General features: G+C 48.1%; 11 protein-coding genes. 8 read left to right on the top strand and 3 right to left on the bottom strand.

All coding sequences use genetic code 11. The features are described 5' to 3' along the window. Nucleotides 1-3 precede the first annotated feature (3 nt). Entirely contained in the window at nt 4-1,452 is a 1,449-nt protein-coding gene (locus tag H6G00_RS14955) for an epoxide hydrolase family protein (RefSeq protein WP_190797352.1), read from the top strand. Between the two features lie 177 nt (nt 1,453-1,629). Here H6G00_RS14955 and H6G00_RS14950 read toward each other — a convergent pair whose 3' ends face one another. Beyond that, complete coding sequence (locus tag H6G00_RS14950; RefSeq protein ID WP_190645982.1) at nt 1,630-2,589, bottom strand: glycine zipper domain-containing protein; 960 nt, start codon at nt 2,587-2,589, stop codon at nt 1,630-1,632. Between the two features lie 1,175 nt (nt 2,590-3,764). On the opposite strand from H6G00_RS14950, the gene hflX reads away from it, so the two are divergent. The 7 genes from hflX to H6G00_RS14915 all read left to right on the top strand — a co-directional run bounded on the left by hflX (nt 3,765) and on the right by H6G00_RS14915 (nt 13,328). Beyond that, on the top strand, nt 3,765-5,474 hold the full coding sequence (hflX, locus tag H6G00_RS14945; RefSeq protein WP_190797351.1) for a GTPase HflX: 1,710 nt from the start codon (nt 3,765-3,767) through the stop codon (nt 5,472-5,474). 20 nt (nt 5,475-5,494) lie between these two features. Continuing rightward, nucleotides 5,495-5,920: a pentapeptide repeat-containing protein gene (locus H6G00_RS14940; protein ID WP_190797350.1), complete on the top strand. Its 426-nt coding sequence runs from the start codon at nt 5,495-5,497 to the stop codon at nt 5,918-5,920. 772 nt (nt 5,921-6,692) lie between these two features. Further along, complete coding sequence (gene glf, locus H6G00_RS35395; protein ID WP_190797349.1) at nt 6,693-9,134, top strand: UDP-galactopyranose mutase; 2,442 nt, start codon at nt 6,693-6,695, stop codon at nt 9,132-9,134. A gap of 89 nt (nt 9,135-9,223) precedes the next feature. Next, nucleotides 9,224-11,419 (top strand): family 1 glycosylhydrolase, encoded by a 2,196-nt coding sequence (locus tag H6G00_RS14930; protein ID WP_190797348.1) that lies wholly within the window; start codon nt 9,224-9,226, stop codon nt 11,417-11,419. A gap of 51 nt (nt 11,420-11,470) precedes the next feature. After that, nucleotides 11,471-11,674 (top strand): hypothetical protein, encoded by a 204-nt coding sequence (locus tag H6G00_RS14925; RefSeq protein ID WP_190797347.1) that lies wholly within the window; start codon nt 11,471-11,473, stop codon nt 11,672-11,674. Between the two features lie 119 nt (nt 11,675-11,793). Next, complete coding sequence (locus H6G00_RS14920) at nt 11,794-12,828, top strand: aldo/keto reductase (RefSeq protein WP_190797346.1); 1,035 nt, start codon at nt 11,794-11,796, stop codon at nt 12,826-12,828. A gap of 116 nt (nt 12,829-12,944) precedes the next feature. After that, nucleotides 12,945-13,328 carry a hypothetical protein gene (locus H6G00_RS14915; protein ID WP_190797345.1) on the top strand — a complete coding sequence of 128 codons (384 nt, stop codon included), beginning with the start codon at nt 12,945-12,947 and terminating at the stop codon, nt 13,326-13,328. A gap of 108 nt (nt 13,329-13,436) precedes the next feature. Here H6G00_RS14915 and galK read toward each other — a convergent pair whose 3' ends face one another. Together galK and H6G00_RS14905 are read right to left on the bottom strand one after the other, a co-directional pair. After that, the gene (galK, locus tag H6G00_RS14910; RefSeq protein ID WP_190797344.1) at nt 13,437-14,540 is read right to left on the bottom strand and encodes a galactokinase; all 1,104 of its coding nucleotides are present in this window, start codon (nt 14,538-14,540) and stop codon (nt 13,437-13,439) included. Nucleotides 14,541-14,600: 60 nt separating this feature from the next. After that, nucleotides 14,601-15,752 carry a M24 family metallopeptidase gene (locus H6G00_RS14905; protein WP_190797343.1) on the bottom strand — a complete coding sequence of 384 codons (1,152 nt, stop codon included), beginning with the start codon at nt 15,750-15,752 and terminating at the stop codon, nt 14,601-14,603. Nucleotides 15,753-15,940: the final 188 nt, after the last annotated feature.

The raw sequence follows: 15,940 nt of genomic DNA, 5'->3' as shown, positions 1-15,940 counted from the left end.
ACCATGACCCAACTAAAAAAAGTACGTTACCCAACCAAAACCCGCACGATAGGTGCCTTCGTCTTCCTCTCACGATTCCTTGTTGCGCTTTTTGTGGCAACGGTGTTTCTAGCACCACTCAGCCGCGTGCTGGCGCAGCAGCCTACACAGAGTGGCGCACAAGCTCAGGTTGTAACCGAGGCGATCGCAACCCAAGACAACACACTCCGCCCCTTGGGCAATGAAACTGCCACAACTCAACTCGAAACCGCGCAGTCCACCGACACAACTGCAATTCGCCCCTTTCAAGTCCACGTTCCACAAGAGGCGATCGACGACCTTCGCCAACGCATTGCGGCGACTCGCTGGCCTGACCAGGAGACTGTTACCGACCAGTCACAGGGTGTGCAACTGGCAACCATGCAGGAGCTCGTCCGCTACTGGGGCGTGGAGTACGACTGGCGGAAAGCCGAGGCGAAGCTGAATGCCTTACCGCAATTTATAACAAACATCGACGGATTGGATATTCACTTTATCCATGTCCGCTCCCAAAATCCTAATGCGTTGCCGTTACTCATCACGCATGGCTGGCCCGGCTCGGTCATTGAACAGCTAAAGGTCATCGGTCCACTAACCGATCCCACTGCCTACGGAGGACAACCAGAGGATGCCTTCGACCTGGTGATTCCGTCGATTCCTGGCTATGGCTTCTCCGGCAAGCCGACAGGCATCGGTTGGAACCCCGATCGCATTGCACAAGCCTGGGCAGAACTGATGCAACGCCTCGGCTACACCCGCTACGTTGCCCAAGGCGGCGACTGGGGGTCTCCTATCACTAGCGCGATGGCGCGCCAGGCACCAGCAGGATTACTCGGAGTCCACCTCAATCTGCCAGCGACGATACCGCCCGAGATAGCCACAGTGCTTGCTAGCGGCAGCCCCGCACCAGCCGACCTCTCCGAGCAGGAACGTGCAGCGTTTGACTCACTCGACACGTTTAATAAGAAGGACCGAGCCTACGCTGTGATGATGGGCACGCGTCCACAGACGGTCGGGTATGGTCTGTCCGACTCGCCAACCGGACTTGCGGCGTGGCTGCTCGGGCATCCAGGCTTCGCGCAGTGGACCTCCAGTAGCGACGATTCCGAAAAGTCCCCGACGAAAGACGAAGTGCTGGACGACATCACGCTGTACTGGCTAACGAATAGCGCGGTTTCATCAGCTCGGCTGTACTGGGAGAACAAAGCCAGCCTCTTGAACGCGATCGCCCAGAAGACCAACGAAATCTCGCTGCCAGTGTCCATCACGGTGTTTCCAGGGGAGATCTATCAAGCTCCAGAGACGTGGGCTCGGCGTGCCTATCGCAACCTGATCTACTTCCATGAGGCTGACAGGGGCGGTCACTTCGCGGCATGGGAGGAGCCGCAGCTCTTTTCCGAGGAAATCCGCGCAGCATTCAGGTCACTGCGTTAGTTCGAGACCAATGTATTCACTTGGCAAAATGACTAGCTATCAACAGAGGTAGTCATGGAAACAGCAGATATCATTGTGATTGGAAGTGGTCAGGAAAGCTAGGCGTACACAAACATAAAAGTTGGGGAGCACCTGAAGAGGTGCTCCCCAACTTTTATGCACTAAGAATCAGAACAATTAAGCCTTTCCTCGCCTGTCGTGGAGCTTTTGCTCAATTAGAGGATCTTGCCAACCCGTTGGTTCCGCACTATTTCCAGAGGAGGGTTCCTCTAGGGTCTTCTTCGCTGCCGAAGTTGCACTATCGGCAACATCTTTAGCTTTTTGAGAGGTTTGGTTAATGGTGTTTTGGATCGCGGGCCTTACATCATCATTGATTGTTTTTTTAGCAGAATCGGTGACTCCGCGAACGTCTGCTTCATTGATTTTGCCTTGTACAGACTGGGTTACACCGCGAACATCTGCTTCGTCAATTTTGCCTTGAATAGATTGGCTGACACCGCGAACATCTGCTTCATTGATTTTGCCCTGTACAGACTGGGTTACGCCGCGGACGTCTGCTTCATTAATTTTGCTTTGGACAGACTGGCTTACACCACGAACATCTGCTTCATTAATTTTGCTTTGGACAGACTGGGTTACGCCGCGAACATCTGCTTCGTCAATTTTGCCTTGAATAGATTGACTGACACCGCGAACATCCGCTTCCTCGATCTTCTGCTTTGCAGACTCAGCTAGCCCTTTGACATCTGTTTCGTCAATCTTTTCTTTGACACTATCAAGGGCATCTTCAACCCGATGGGTGACGCTTTCAGCTGCGTCCTTAATTGATCCCACCGCATTTTCCACTTGCTGGTCCATGTTTGTAGCAGCTTGATCACCAATAGCTGCACCTGCGATCGCGCCACCTACAGCACCAACGGCTGCACCCATTTTACCACCGACCATTCTACCAACTACCGCGCCTGCAACACTACCTCCGGTTGCGCCAACCGCTTTAGCTACAGTATGTCCACCGCTTTGATTTTTTTTGTCCTTCTCTGTCTGCTCGGATTGGGTAGAAGGAAAATTGGTATCCTGACTTACAATGTTTTTATCAGGATTTCCAGATGGATATTGGTTATTGCTTGCACTCGTCATAAAGTAAATCCTCTTGAAAGATAAATTTCTCTTATTTCTATTTAGAGCATATCAATTGGGATCTAGTAATTCATCTTCTCAAGGCTGAGACTTTCTAGAAGCTATTTCAGCCAATAGTTATAGACCTTCGCTATCGATTCAATTTTCTAATACTCAAACAACCATTCACTGATATCACTAGTAGAGCTTGATATTGATACAGCGAGGATTCCGAAGAAATTAGACCAGATTAACCTAAAATCTTAAGCGCTAATAAGCTTTCTTAATGAATCTAGGGCAAGCTGGAGCAGAATAGATGTGGCAATGGCTATAGTGGACGATCGAGTTCGTGCATATCTTTTTGTCACTAATAGAAGCTGGAGCAACGTGGCAGTTACTCGAACAAGGTATAAGAAAGGAGCACTCACGCTGATTGATAATAGAGCATATATTTGCTGCTCTGTGTTTAAAGAAGATGCTTATCGCTACGGCAGGAGTTTTCTCCAAAGCACAGTGTTGATTTAAGCTAAGCTTTTGTCACTCAATAAGCTATCCTTTCGCCAAAGTTCAATCTAGAATATTGATTCTTTCTTTGAGCGATCGCCTCCACTCATATGTCTACGAACTGTATTTCTGAACACACCTCGGCTTCACCTTTAGTTCAACTCTGAAGACAGAGTAGTCCTAGCGCTTGAGGCAGACGTTAGCTAGAGCGATCGCCCTCTACACTCTAGAGATGAAGTTTAGCCCCGTCTCTTCACTATCACTAACCCGCTTCTAACAAAGACATTAATTATTAAAGATATTAAGAGAAACTTATGCAACTTCAAGTCGAGTGTAGCAACACAGTTGGAAAACAGCAGGTTTGCCAGATTTGTAATTGTTCCTTTGAAATGCAAGCCGCACAGATTATGGTTTGTGATGACCAAGGAAGCATCTACGGCAATGTTTGCCCTGTCTGCATTAGCAGAGGATTTGGTTGGCTTAACAGCCACTTTAAACCGTTCAGGTAGATAAAAACAGCAATTGCCGTGCCCTCAAATCTAATTGCTGTGATTAAAGAATGAAGTGGACAACTGTAAAAACTGGAGGCGCGCTCCTCAAAGGGTTCCAGTTTTTAGGGCATGCTTGGTTGCATCTACTTCACTGACTTAATATCACTTTAAAGAACCTGTGTGAGTAAACAGATTAAAACGATGGAAAAAGTTTACGGGAATACACAAGGCATTAGATCGAGTCATCTCAAACAGCTTCAGCAATTGTATGAGCAGCGACAGCCGGGCGATCGCTTTGTAACCTCTGAATTTGCCCAACAGTTGACGGCTCTCAGCCTTGAAACTCACCATCCCTTATGCAGCTACATCAATCGTCGTGGGCAAATCGTCCGCATCGCGATAGGAACTCCTGCCCAAACTCAGCTTGCTGCTTCTGAGCTACCTCGCCAAAGTGCTGAACGCTTGAGTGGCATTCACTGTGTGGCTGTTCAGCCTACCCCTCCTGATGCTGCAAGCCTACTTGCAATGGTACGACAACGCTTAGATGCACTAGTCATCCTGATTCCAAATGAAACAGATGGGAAGCGACCGGGAAACCATAATCCAGCCTCAATCAAAGAAGCCTATCTCGCCCATTTGGTATCTGACCTGAAAACACCTTGGGCTGTTTCACCCCCCTTTAAACTAGAAGATTTGGTGGAACAGGACTCAATTGATTGGGTTGATGAGTGGGAAACGGAGTTTCAGGAATCTGGCTTTGCAGCATTGCAGTTTCAGCAAATTGAGTCTGATGACGATCGCGTCCTTCTGGTCGGACTGATGACCGATGATCTAACAGAACAACGGTTTCACGATGGTTTAGCAGAACTGACTCGACTCGTAGAAACGGCTGGAGGCGAAGTCGTGGGGACAGTGCAGCAAAAGCGATCGCGCCCTCATCCCCAGACTGTGGTAGGTCAAGGCAAGGTCGAAGAAATTACGCTTCAGGCTCAAACCTTAAACGCTAACTTGATTGCATTTGACCGAGACATTTCTGCTTCTCAAAGCCGCAACTTGGAGGAACAGATTGGCATTCGAGTTGTAGATCGAACTCAAGTCATTCTGGACATCTTTGCTCAACGGGCCCAATCTCAAGCAGGCAAATTGCAGGTCGAATTAGCGCAAATGGAATATCTGCTGCCTCGCCTACGAGGGCGCGGACGAGAAATGTCTCGTTTGGGTGCTGGCATCGGCACGCGAGGACCAGGAGAAACCCGCTTAGAAGTAGAGCGACGCACCATTCAACAACGAATTAGTCACCTCCAGCATGAGGTCAACCAACTCCAGGCACATCGTTCTCGCCAACGTCAACAGCGCCAGCAACAGGATATTCCTACCGTTGCATTGGTTGGCTACACTAATGCAGGCAAATCGACCCTGCTTAATGTTTTGACCCAGGCTGAGGTTTATGTTGCCGATCAGCTATTTGCAACCCTTGATCCCACAACTCGCCGACTCACAATTTCTGAGCCGTTATCTCAAGAACAGCGTCCATTGCTGCTCACCGATACGGTTGGTTTTATCCACGAACTGCCACCTGCACTGATTGATGCATTTCGCGCCACACTTGAAGAAGTAACTGAGGCAGATGCACTTTTGCATGTGATTGACTTGTCTCATCCCGCCTGGGAAAGTCATATCCATTCGGTAGAAGCAGTATTGGCAGATTTATCAACTCTTCCTGACCCAAATTTGCCAATGTCTACCTTGCTAGTGTTTAACAAACTAGATCAGGTGGATAGTGAGACGTTGGCGATCGCCCAGCAACAATATCCACAATCAGTGTTTATTTCAGCCACTAAAGGTTTGGGCTTAGACACTCTCCGACAGCGACTACTACAACTCATCGATCACGCAACCATACCCGTATAACTGAAACGGCTTTAAACATAATGGACACCAATGTCTTGCAGCGTTATTGGGCAGGAGAAAGAGATTTTGTCGGCCTAAAACTAGCCAATGCAAAGTTAAATCGAGCAGAATTAACCAACATCAACTTGTCTCAAGCAGATTTAAGAGGAGCTAGACTCATCGGAGCTAATCTACAGCAGGCAAACTTAAGCAATGCATGTCTAGCAAATGCAGATTTAACAGACGCTAATTTAGAAGGTGCAGATTTAAGAGGTGCAGATTTGTCTGCTGCGCTGCTACTTAGAACAAACTTGTCCCAAGCAAGGATGGTGGGTGCTAACCTGAAGTGGGCATCCCTAGCAGGCGCAAACCTAGAAGGTGCAGACTTAGACGATGCAATTCTGAGTCGAACAATTCTGCCCGATGGTTCTTCCCTTAGCCCTGCACTAAGCTTGGACAGATTGTAAAGTTCCTCCTCAAAATTAATTGCACGAGAGCAAACCGAAAGGATATTACCTGGAGTGAACCTGTAAATAATTCTCAAGCTCAAATGTTTTCAGAATCACAAACTTGCTTCATTTAATCCCCCTCCTCCGGGTGGAAGATTGGATAGGAAGGCAAAAGTAAATTTATAACTTAGCAGCTAGCAAATGAAACTTCTCGTAGGATGACTGATGGGAAACAGTTGCCTGTTGAGGATTTTTCGTGCTCAAACTAACTCCTCGAGATCACAATTTCTTGAGGAGTTTTATTTATTATTGAAAACTAAATTATACCGATTCCACACAATAGTTCATATTTTGTAGCGTACTCTATACAAGCTGCAAAATACAAAGCTCTAAAGAAAATCAGTCCTAAATTGTAGTATGTAACAAGAAACTGTAGCCGTTAGCATCATCTTCCGTAACATGGCATAACTCCTCAGACGCAAATCACGCTGTTCCTGAGATAGAGGATAAAGCAGATGACAGCAGATATTGTTCTTAGTTAATGGCTAAAGAATCAGCTCAGCCTATTGCCTGAATTCTTTACTCGACGATTGAAACTGGTTTTATCTGACTCATAGTTTTTGGTAGAGATCGCCGAGTAGTAATTAGGTTCTTTTCACCTTACTGGCTGATGTTTGCCGCTCGTATCACCCTGATTCAAATAAACAGTTGCCAATTTTGGGACTCGTGATTCTTCTGTCGCTAGTCCCAAAGCAAACCTCACCTTAAAAACAGCAATATTGGTAGCCCTATGCCACAAAAAAAACAGACGTTTGATGAACGCAACGGTCAATCTCAAAGTTCTAAAAAATCTTTAGCAATGAGTACACCTTCGTCTAGCCTATATTCATCTCACTCTCAATCCACAATTGAGAAAAGTATTTCTGTAACTGCGTCTGTTCAAGCGCCTGATTTGGTTTGCTTATCCCATTTACGGTGGAATTTTGTTTACCAGCGGCCGCAGCAATTGCTGAGCCGTTGTGCTCAAACGCAGCGGATCTTTTTTATCGAAGAACCTATTTTTCACCCTTCTATTCAGGCACAGCTAGAGGTAAGCCAGCCTGAAGCTGGTGTTTGGGTAGTTGTGCCACAGTTGCCTGAAGGGATGAGTGAAGAGGCGATCAACACGGTTCAACGGAGTTTGATTGATGACTTGTTGGCAGAGCGAAATATTCAAAAGTACATTTGTTGGTATTACACGCCAATGGCGATCGCCTTCACTCGTCACCTTGAGCCACTGGCAGTAGTTTATGACTGCATGGATGAACTATCAGCTTTTAAGGGTGCTTCTCCTATCATGAAACAGCGGGAAGCTGAGCTGTTTGGTCGTGCCGATCTGGTATTTACGGGTGGGCAAAGCTTATACGAATCAAAGCGGGATCATCATCCAAATGTGTATGCTTTCCCCAGCAGTGTGGATGTGCCTCACTTCGCCCAATCTAGAAAACTCACCGAAGATCCGGCAGATCAAGCAAACATTCCCCATCCTCGACTCGGCTTTTATGGGGTAATTGATGAGCGGATGGATATCGAGCTAATCGCAGGCATTGCTGCAGCCCGTCCTGATTGGCATTTAGTTCTGATTGGACCCGTTGCTAAGGTTGATCCCGCCAACTTGCCGCAGGCTGAAAACATTCACTACCTGGGCAGCAAAGATTATAAAGAGTTGCCCTCCTATCTGGCAGGGTGGGATCTTGCAATGCTGCCCTTTGCACGTAATGAATCGACTCGATTCATTAGCCCCACCAAGACTCCCGAATATCTGGCCGCTGGGAAACCCGTTGTATCTACCTCCATCCGAGATGTAGTGCGTCCTTACGGACAGCAGGGTATGGTGAGAATTGCTGACAACGTTGCAGATTTTGTTGCGGCGGCTGAAACTGCGATGCGAGAAGATACTCCAACATCGGGTTGGCTTAGTCAAGTAGATGCTTTCCTGGAAAAGATCTCCTGGGATCGGACGCTGTCTTCAATGCAAAAATTGATTGGAGAGGCGATCGCTGATACTCATTCATCTACCCATCTCACAACTACTCATGCAACAGGATATGGACAAACCCCAGCGGTTGTAACCAGAGACTTTGTATTTGACTATCTGATCGTGGGAGCAGGTTTCTCTGGTAGCGTCATTGCAGAGCGACTGGCAAAATCTGGCAAAAAAGTGCTGATAGTCGATCGTCGCAACCATATTGCTGGCAATGCTTATGACCACTACGACAATGCGGGCGTTCTAGTTCACAAGTACGGTCCTCACATCTTTCATACCAACTCTCGTGAGGTATTTGAGTACCTCTCTCAATTCACAGAATGGCGTTCTTATGAACACCGCGTGCTTGCCAGTGTTGATGGTCAGCTAGTTCCTATTCCAATCAACTTGAATACCATCAACAAACTCTACGGGTTAAACCTCAACTCATTCCAGGTTGAAGAGTTCCTGCAATCATTGGCGGAACCCAAAGAGCAGATCCGTTCTTCTGAAGACGTGGTAGTAAGCAAGGTTGGACGGGTTCTCTATGAGAAGTTTTTCCGGGGCTACACTCGGAAACAGTGGGGACTTGACCCGTCAGAACTGGATAAATCTGTAATTGCTCGCATTCCCACACGCACCAATCGGGACGATCGCTATTTCACTGATACCTACCAGGCGATGCCGCTACATGGTTTCACTCGCATGTTTGAAAACATGTTAAACCATCCGAATATCAAGGTAATGTTAAATACCGATTACCGCGAGATTGAGAAAGCAATTCCCTGTCGTGAGATGGTGTACACAGGACCAGTTGATGAGTTTTTTGAATATCGTTATGGCAAGCTGCCCTACCGCTCACTGGAATTTAAACACGAAACTCACAATACACCTGTCCATCAACCTGCTCCTGTGGTGAATTATCCTAACGAGCATCTCTATACTCGCGTTACGGAGTTTAAGTATTTGACCGGACAGGAACACTCTAAGACCAGTATCGTTTACGAGTTTCCCCGTGCTGAGGGTGATCCCTACTATCCTGTGCCGCGCCCCGAAAACGCTGAAGTGTATAAGAACTACAAAGCGCTAGCAGATACTACTCCTGGGGTGTACTTTGTTGGACGGCTGGCAACCTACAAGTACTACAACATGGATCAGTGCGTAGCTCAAGCACTCAACGTGTACAAGCAAATTGCTAGCAAACAACGCTTAGAAGCAAATAGGTAGAGCGTAGGTAAAGCGTGAGATTCCTGGTTCCTAAGCAAGAGTTAGGAACCAGGAATCTGCTAGATCAAATTTAACTAGGAGAATCGTTGATGAACTTGGAACCTCTCTCACTTCCACCTTTGGAGATGTGGGCTGGAGTGGAGTGTACGGTTAATCGTGTGGGTAATGAGTATTTTGATCAGTTGGAGCGCAATGGTCACGCGACGAGGCTAAATGACCTCGATCGCTTTGCTGCATTAGGCATTCGTGCCATTCGCTATCCAGTGCTGTGGGAACGGGTTGCTCCAAACGGATTGGAAAAGGCAGATTGGACTTGGACCGATGAACGGTTGGAACGGCTGCGGGAGTTGGGGATTTGTCCAATTGTAGGATTGGTGCATCATGGCAGTGGCCCACGGGATACCAGTTTGATTGATCCAGCATTTCCAGAGCGGCTGGCGGAGTTTGCCCATGCGGTGAGCGATCGCTATCCTTGGGTGACTCACTACACACCCGTGAATGAACCGCTCACAACTGCTCGATTTAGCGGACTGTACGGGCACTGGTATCCGCACGGTCGCGACGATCGCACTTTTCTGCGTGCTTTGCTGGTTCAGTGCCGCAGCGTTGCTCTTTCCATGCAAGCCGTCCGTCAGGTCAATCCTGACGCGCAACTGGTGCAAACTGAGGACATGGGCAAAACGTTTAGCACACCCCTGCTGGCATACCAGGCAGACTTGGAAAATCAACGCCGCTGGTTGAGCCTGGATTTGCTCTGCGGTCGGATTAATCCAGATCATCCACTCTGGCATTACTTTTGTCAGGCTGACATTGAGGCGGCTGAATTGGAATGGTTCCTAGAGCATCCCTGCCCGCCAGATATTGTTGGCATCAACTATTACCTGACGAGCGATCGCCTACTCGATGAGCAGTTGGAAAAATATCCAACTCACTTTCACGGTGGCAACGGTCAGCACGAATACGCTGATGTAGAAGCTGTGCGGGTTTGTGGAGAGGGAGTCGCTGGACATTATCGCCTGTTACGAGAAACTTGGGAACGATATCAACTCCCAGTTGCGGTGACAGAAGTTCACTTATGTTGTACTCGTGAGGAGCAGTTGCGCTGGCTCAAGCAAGCCTGGGAGGCAGCGCAACAGTTGCGCGGCGAAGGAGCAGACATCCGGGCGATCACGGCTTGGTCGTTATTAGGAGCCTATGACTGGAACAGTTTAGTCACTCGTGCCAATAACTTCTACGAACCGGGTGTGTTTGACCTGCGATCGCCTACCCCTCGTGCCACTGCCTTGGCTACAATGGTGAGCCATTTCTCCCAAGGCAAAACCTACGAACACCCTATCCTCGAGACACCAGGATGGTGGCAACGCCCGGAACGCTTGTTCTACCCCGCTGTTAACTGTAATTTCTCCTCATCATCCACTATTTCCCCAGCTCGTCATGCCACTCTCTCTCCGCTCGTAATCACGGGTGCAACCGGAACACTAGGACAGGCATTTGCTCGAATCTGTGATATCCGAGGCATTTCCTATCGACTGTTAACTCGACAGGAAATGAACATTACAGATGTTCAATCAGTGGAGCGATCGCTAGACGAATTAAAACCCTGGGCTGTGATCAACACAGCAGGATATGTGCGAGTTGATGATGCCGAACGTGAACCTCATCTCTGTCAGAAAATTAACGCTGATGGAGCCGCGATCCTGGCACAGGCTTGTGTTGAGCGAAGTGTTGGGTTGGTGACTTTCTCCTCGGATCTGGTGTTTGATGGGACTCATACGAAGCCTTATCTAGAAAGCCACCAAGTTTCACCGCTCAATGTATATGGACACAGTAAAGCTGTTGCCGAGAAGTGGGTGTTGCAGACCCATCCTTGTTCGCTGGTGATTCGCACTAGTGCCTTTTTTGGACCCTGGGATCGTCATAACTTCCTCACGATCCTGTTGCAGACGCTTGCGGCTGGAAATCTATTTGTTGCTGCGAATGATGCGGTTGTTTCTCCCACTTACGTTCCTGATTTGGTTAACACCACTCTTGATCTGTTAATTGATGGTGAGTGTGGTCTGTGGCATCTAGCGAATCCGGGAGCGATCGCCTGGGCAGAGCTAGCCCAACTCACTGCGAAGCTAGCAGGCATGGATGTTAGCCGCATCGAAGCCCGCCCATCCCACTCACTTGGCTGGGTCGCACCTCGCCCGGTTTACAGTGCTCTGGGTAGCGAGCGGGGCACCTTGTTGCCTGAGCTGGATCAGGCGATCGTCCGTTATTTGCGCGAGCGACAGTCAGTGTAATGGGTAAGGAGTAAAGACAAGTGGCGAAGCCACATTAAAGGAGAAGTTAAGATGTCTGATGAACAACAGGATGAATCCCTTGGCTTAGAGCAACTTCCTCAAACTGAGCTAGATGCTGTCCCTGGTAAAGGGGAAAAGCAAGACCCTAATACTGAAGATATTCATGAAGCAGGTATATCCAAGCCAGATATCACTACGCCAGATGCTGCAAAGCTGACGGCTGAGCAGAACCGTAATACCAATTCCAAGAACTAAGGCTACAGATAAAAAGGCACCTCACTTAGCGGGGGTGCCTTTTCATCTATAACCGTTTTCGATCGAAAAGGTATAAGAACGATGATTGAGTAATATTTACCATTCATTAAAGGTGAACTATGGCAAGCTCTAAAACAACGCGGCGGAATTTCTTGATTACCAGCGTGATTGCGGCAGGTGGAGCAGTGAGTAATGGGGCTTGCCAACAATCTCAGACGACTACAACAGCCCAAGTACAAAACGACTCATCCTCTATACTTTCTGAGCCTGCTACTTCGTCATCTACACCTTCTGCTCCAGTAGAAATTCCTCAACAAGTGCTCGGACGTACCGAGGTTAATATACCAATTTTGGGCTTGGGAGGAGCGGGTCGTACTCCGCTATCTCGTGCTGGAGAAGAGCAAGAGGCGATCGCCATCATCGAACGAGCCTTAGACTTGGGAATTCGTTACTTTGATACTGCTTCTAACTACGGACCCAGTGAAGAAAGGTTGGGAAAAGTTTTACCTTCTCATCGAGCAAACTTATTTTTAGCCAGCAAAACAGGCCACCGAGATCGGGATGGTGCATGGCAAGACTTAGAGCAGTCCCTCCAGCGTTTACAAACGGACTATCTTGACCTTTGGCAGTTTCATGCTCTGACATACGATTGGGATTTGAACACTCTGCTAGATCAGCAGCAAGGTGCAATCAAAGCCGCAGAGGAGGCACGCCAGCAAGGAATCATTCGTTTCATTGGCATCACAGGGCACTACAACCCAGCCATCATTGCTGAGGGGTTACGTCGTTATCCGTTTGATACGGCCTTGATTCCGGTTAATGCTGCTGATAAACATACTGCTAGCTCGTTTATCACAGAAGTCTTGCCTACTGCTCAGCAACACAACACAGGGTTGATTGCAATGAAGGTTCCTGCCTATGGTCGCCTAATCGAAACGGAAGCTGTAGATGGAATGCGCCAGGCAATGGGATATGCTCTGTCTCAATCAGGAGTACACTGCTGCATCATTGCCGCAGAAACCGTGCAGCAGCTAGAACACAACGTTACTGTAGCTCAAACATTTCAACCCTTAACAAGTGAAGAAATGACTGCAATCGAGCAACGCACAGCCGCTGACTGGAAGAACTTTAGCTTCTTTCGGGAGTGGGCATAGATTAAACGTATCAACTTTTCTCTCTTCCCTAACAAACTTGCAATCTGGAATAACTCAATGTTGCAATAACAAATAACAAGGGAACTCTACGAATGTACATTCAGTGGAGTTTTTGTATGAAACGGCTGTTACTAGCTATTGGTCTTACCAGTTTAATGATCCCCAGTAATGCAATTGCTCAAGAGGTTTGTGGGAATAGCTATGTGATCCTACCCGACGGCAGTTGTATGAATATGTCTTACTTAACAGTGCTAGGACAAGCGAGACAAACCAGAGCAGCAGTTAATGAGGCTTACCAACAGCAGTTTAATGCGAATGTGTTAATAGAGTTAGATCCATATTACATCGAAACTGAGCAAGAACGGGATAATCGATACCAATCATTAGCAGAGTCTTCGATCATACGAGATGATGTGAATGCAACAGCGGACGACATTGAAAGCACTCTTTTCCCCATTCATACAGAAGCAATGTCTGTGATTGGAGAGGCATATCGCTGAGCTTAGTAAGAAACAAAACTTGCAAAGGTAGGATGTAATAGGGTTTCACGAGAATTACTACGCTCAAGCAGTGAAGCCCTATGAGCATAAGATCTTGTATGGTTCAACTTAAGTTACTGTTTCTTGTTGAGTGTTATTCAGTTCTGGAACCAGAATATGTCCTGAATAGCCTAAATTGTTGTAATTTTCGAGGACTTCGTCGGCGATCGCCTCTCCTTTCCCAGCAGTTACCAGAGCCACACATGCACCACCAAATCCGGCTCCAGTTAAGCGTGCCCCCAGTACATCAGGTGTTTTTTGTAGAAGTTCTACAAGCTGATCGAGTCCGGTTACGGATACTTCGTAATCATCTCGGAGGCTAGCGTGAGAATCATTCATCAATTCACCAAACCGTTCTGCTGAAACGCCTTGACGCGCTTCCAACACCCGATTGTCTTCGGTTACCACATGACGTGCCCGTCGTCGCAAAGGTTCGGGTAATATCTCTACGACTTTTGGGTCAGTTACATCTCTGAGTGCTTTGACCTGCAATAGCCGGGCTGCTTCTTCACATTCTGCTCGACGTTGGTTGTACCCGCTAGTTGCTAGTTTCCGAGGAATGCCGCTATCGATTACAACAACTTCTGTATCTTGAGGAAGCGGAATCTTTTGGCGTTCGAGCGTTCGAGTATCCAAAAACAGCAGGTGTTGAGGATCTGCCAAACTGGATGCCATTTGATCCATAATGCCGCAGTTAACCCCGGCATACTGAATTTCTGCCTGCTGTCCTAGTTGAGCGATTTTTACATCGTCTAAGTCGAGGTGGAGGAGCGATCGCAATCCTCGTAAGGTCGCAACTTCTAGTGCGGCGCTGCTCGACAGCCCAGAACCAATGGGCACAGCCGAAGTGATGAATATGTTCACAGGTGGAATCGAGTGTCCTACTTGTTCCAACATGCGAATGCAGCCAACTACGTAACTGGCAAATCCTTGCGGCTTTAGGGAGGAGTCCAGGTTTGAATCGGTAATGTCAACCCATTCTTCCAGTTCCGCAGAATAAAGGTGGTGTTGATTGTTTGGGCTAAGCCCTAAATAAACGGTTGTTTCCTGAGGAATCGCCGTCGGTAAAACAAAGCCATCATTGTAATCAGTGTGTTCGCCCAGCAGGTTTACTCGTCCCGGAGCGCTGGACTGGACTGTGGGTGCTGCATTAAAGATCTGTTGAAAGTCCATAAGTCACAACCTGCCTGTTTTGAGTGTGAGGTAGGCAGACCGCCCGTCCTCGTGAATTTCTCACCTTTCCAGAGGTAAGGGTCTAGCACGTCCATTCACATCAATGCTTTGCCAGTTAGGGTCAAGGGTGAGATTTTCCAAACCGCCATTGGAAAGCACAAAGGTATCTTCAACTTTTGCTCCAGGCAGGCTAGGATTCCACGCTAGAACCATGTTTTCGGCTAAGGAATCGGTGCTGGTAGGCGTTGCAATCACTTCTCGTGCCAGATAGCCTGCGGTGCCGCCCTGATGATGTTCCTGAATGGCGTGAGGATAGCCTTGCTGGGTATAGGACTGGGCGATCGCCTCATACACTTCCCGCAAAGACACATCTGGTTTAGACGCATCCAGTGTCGCTGCTTCTACTTCTCGCACCTGCTGATGTAACTTTGCCTGCTCCGATGACAATCCACCAAAGTAAACAAAGCGGGTCAGACTAGCAACCAAGCCATAGCCCCGCGCACAAAAGACCAGCATGGCGACTTGCCCAAGTGCCTCATGCTTAGGGACAGGATGGCGATAGAGAGGTAATCGTTTCTCCCCTGCTGCTAGGGTTAGCGCGGGATGTAGTCCCCTTGCCCACATTGCTCTTGCTCCGGCTCCGGCAAGCTGATATTCTGTCCAGTCTGGTTGCGCTTCAAGTAATACTTCTGTCATCGCTTCACTGGCTAACCGCCCAACTAGTCGATATCGCTCCAGTTCGCTAGGCATCATGACTCGCTTGTGGGTGACTAGTGATTCCGGAATCGGAAGCTCAGTGAAATCTGATGACGCAGAGGGTTTATCACTCAGAATCTTTCCGCCACCAGCCACCTCTTGCACAAAAGTGTCTCGTGCGGTTGAATCAGCCCAGGGGTGAGCAAAGAGTTTATAGCCTCCAGCAGACTCATCTCGTCCTGAAAGTTCCTCATCTATAAACCGCTGGGCTTCAATTTCATCGGTCAATAACCAGGCATCCTCAGACGTTACTAAAATTTCTGCGGCTCCAGTTTCCGCTGCAAGCAAAACAGTGTGTGTTGCTCCGGCAGTTGCCCAAGAAAACCAATCTGTGCCGCGCAGTCGTAGCCCTGTCACTCCATCGCTTAGAGCCGCCCGCATCAGCTCTAGTTTGCGAGCAATTTCGGCGGCATAGTGAGTGTTAAATGACGAGTTTTGAACTGAGGCAGAAATCATTGGTTTAACGTGAATGTAAATGAATAAAAATGATAAAAGTTGTTTGACTAACAAACTCTCTGATGTAGGTTGGGTGAAGCAAAGCGGAACCCAACATGTGCCTAGTCTCGTAGCTCTACCTTCGCTTTACCCAACCTACGCCTGCTCGCATTTTGCCTCTGTTGGGTTCCGCATTCGCTTCACCCAAC

The organism is Leptolyngbya sp. FACHB-541 (assembly GCF_014695875.1).
In the GTDB taxonomy this organism is placed as follows: Bacteria; Cyanobacteriota; Cyanobacteriia; order Elainellales; family Elainellaceae; genus JAAUTN01.
The sequence above is the reverse complement of the archived record's forward strand: the minus strand, read 5'-3'. Positions and strand labels throughout refer to the sequence as shown.

Coding starts and splice junctions, on each gene's coding strand:
- H6G00_RS14955 (WP_190797352.1), top strand. CDS start 4: ATGACCCAACTAAAAAAAGTACGTTACCCAACCAAAACCCGCACGATA.
- H6G00_RS14950 (WP_190645982.1), bottom strand. CDS start 2,589: ATGACGAGTGCAAGCAATAACCAATATCCATCTGGAAATCCTGATAAA.
- hflX (WP_190797351.1), top strand. CDS start 3,765: ATGGAAAAAGTTTACGGGAATACACAAGGCATTAGATCGAGTCATCTC.
- H6G00_RS14940 (WP_190797350.1), top strand. CDS start 5,495: ATGGACACCAATGTCTTGCAGCGTTATTGGGCAGGAGAAAGAGATTTT.
- glf (WP_190797349.1), top strand. CDS start 6,693: ATGCCACAAAAAAAACAGACGTTTGATGAACGCAACGGTCAATCTCAA.
- H6G00_RS14930 (WP_190797348.1), top strand. CDS start 9,224: ATGAACTTGGAACCTCTCTCACTTCCACCTTTGGAGATGTGGGCTGGA.
- H6G00_RS14925 (WP_190797347.1), top strand. CDS start 11,471: ATGTCTGATGAACAACAGGATGAATCCCTTGGCTTAGAGCAACTTCCT.
- H6G00_RS14920 (WP_190797346.1), top strand. CDS start 11,794: ATGGCAAGCTCTAAAACAACGCGGCGGAATTTCTTGATTACCAGCGTG.
- H6G00_RS14915 (WP_190797345.1), top strand. CDS start 12,945: ATGAAACGGCTGTTACTAGCTATTGGTCTTACCAGTTTAATGATCCCC.
- galK (WP_190797344.1), bottom strand. CDS start 14,540: ATGGACTTTCAACAGATCTTTAATGCAGCACCCACAGTCCAGTCCAGC.
- H6G00_RS14905 (WP_190797343.1), bottom strand. CDS start 15,752: ATGATTTCTGCCTCAGTTCAAAACTCGTCATTTAACACTCACTATGCC.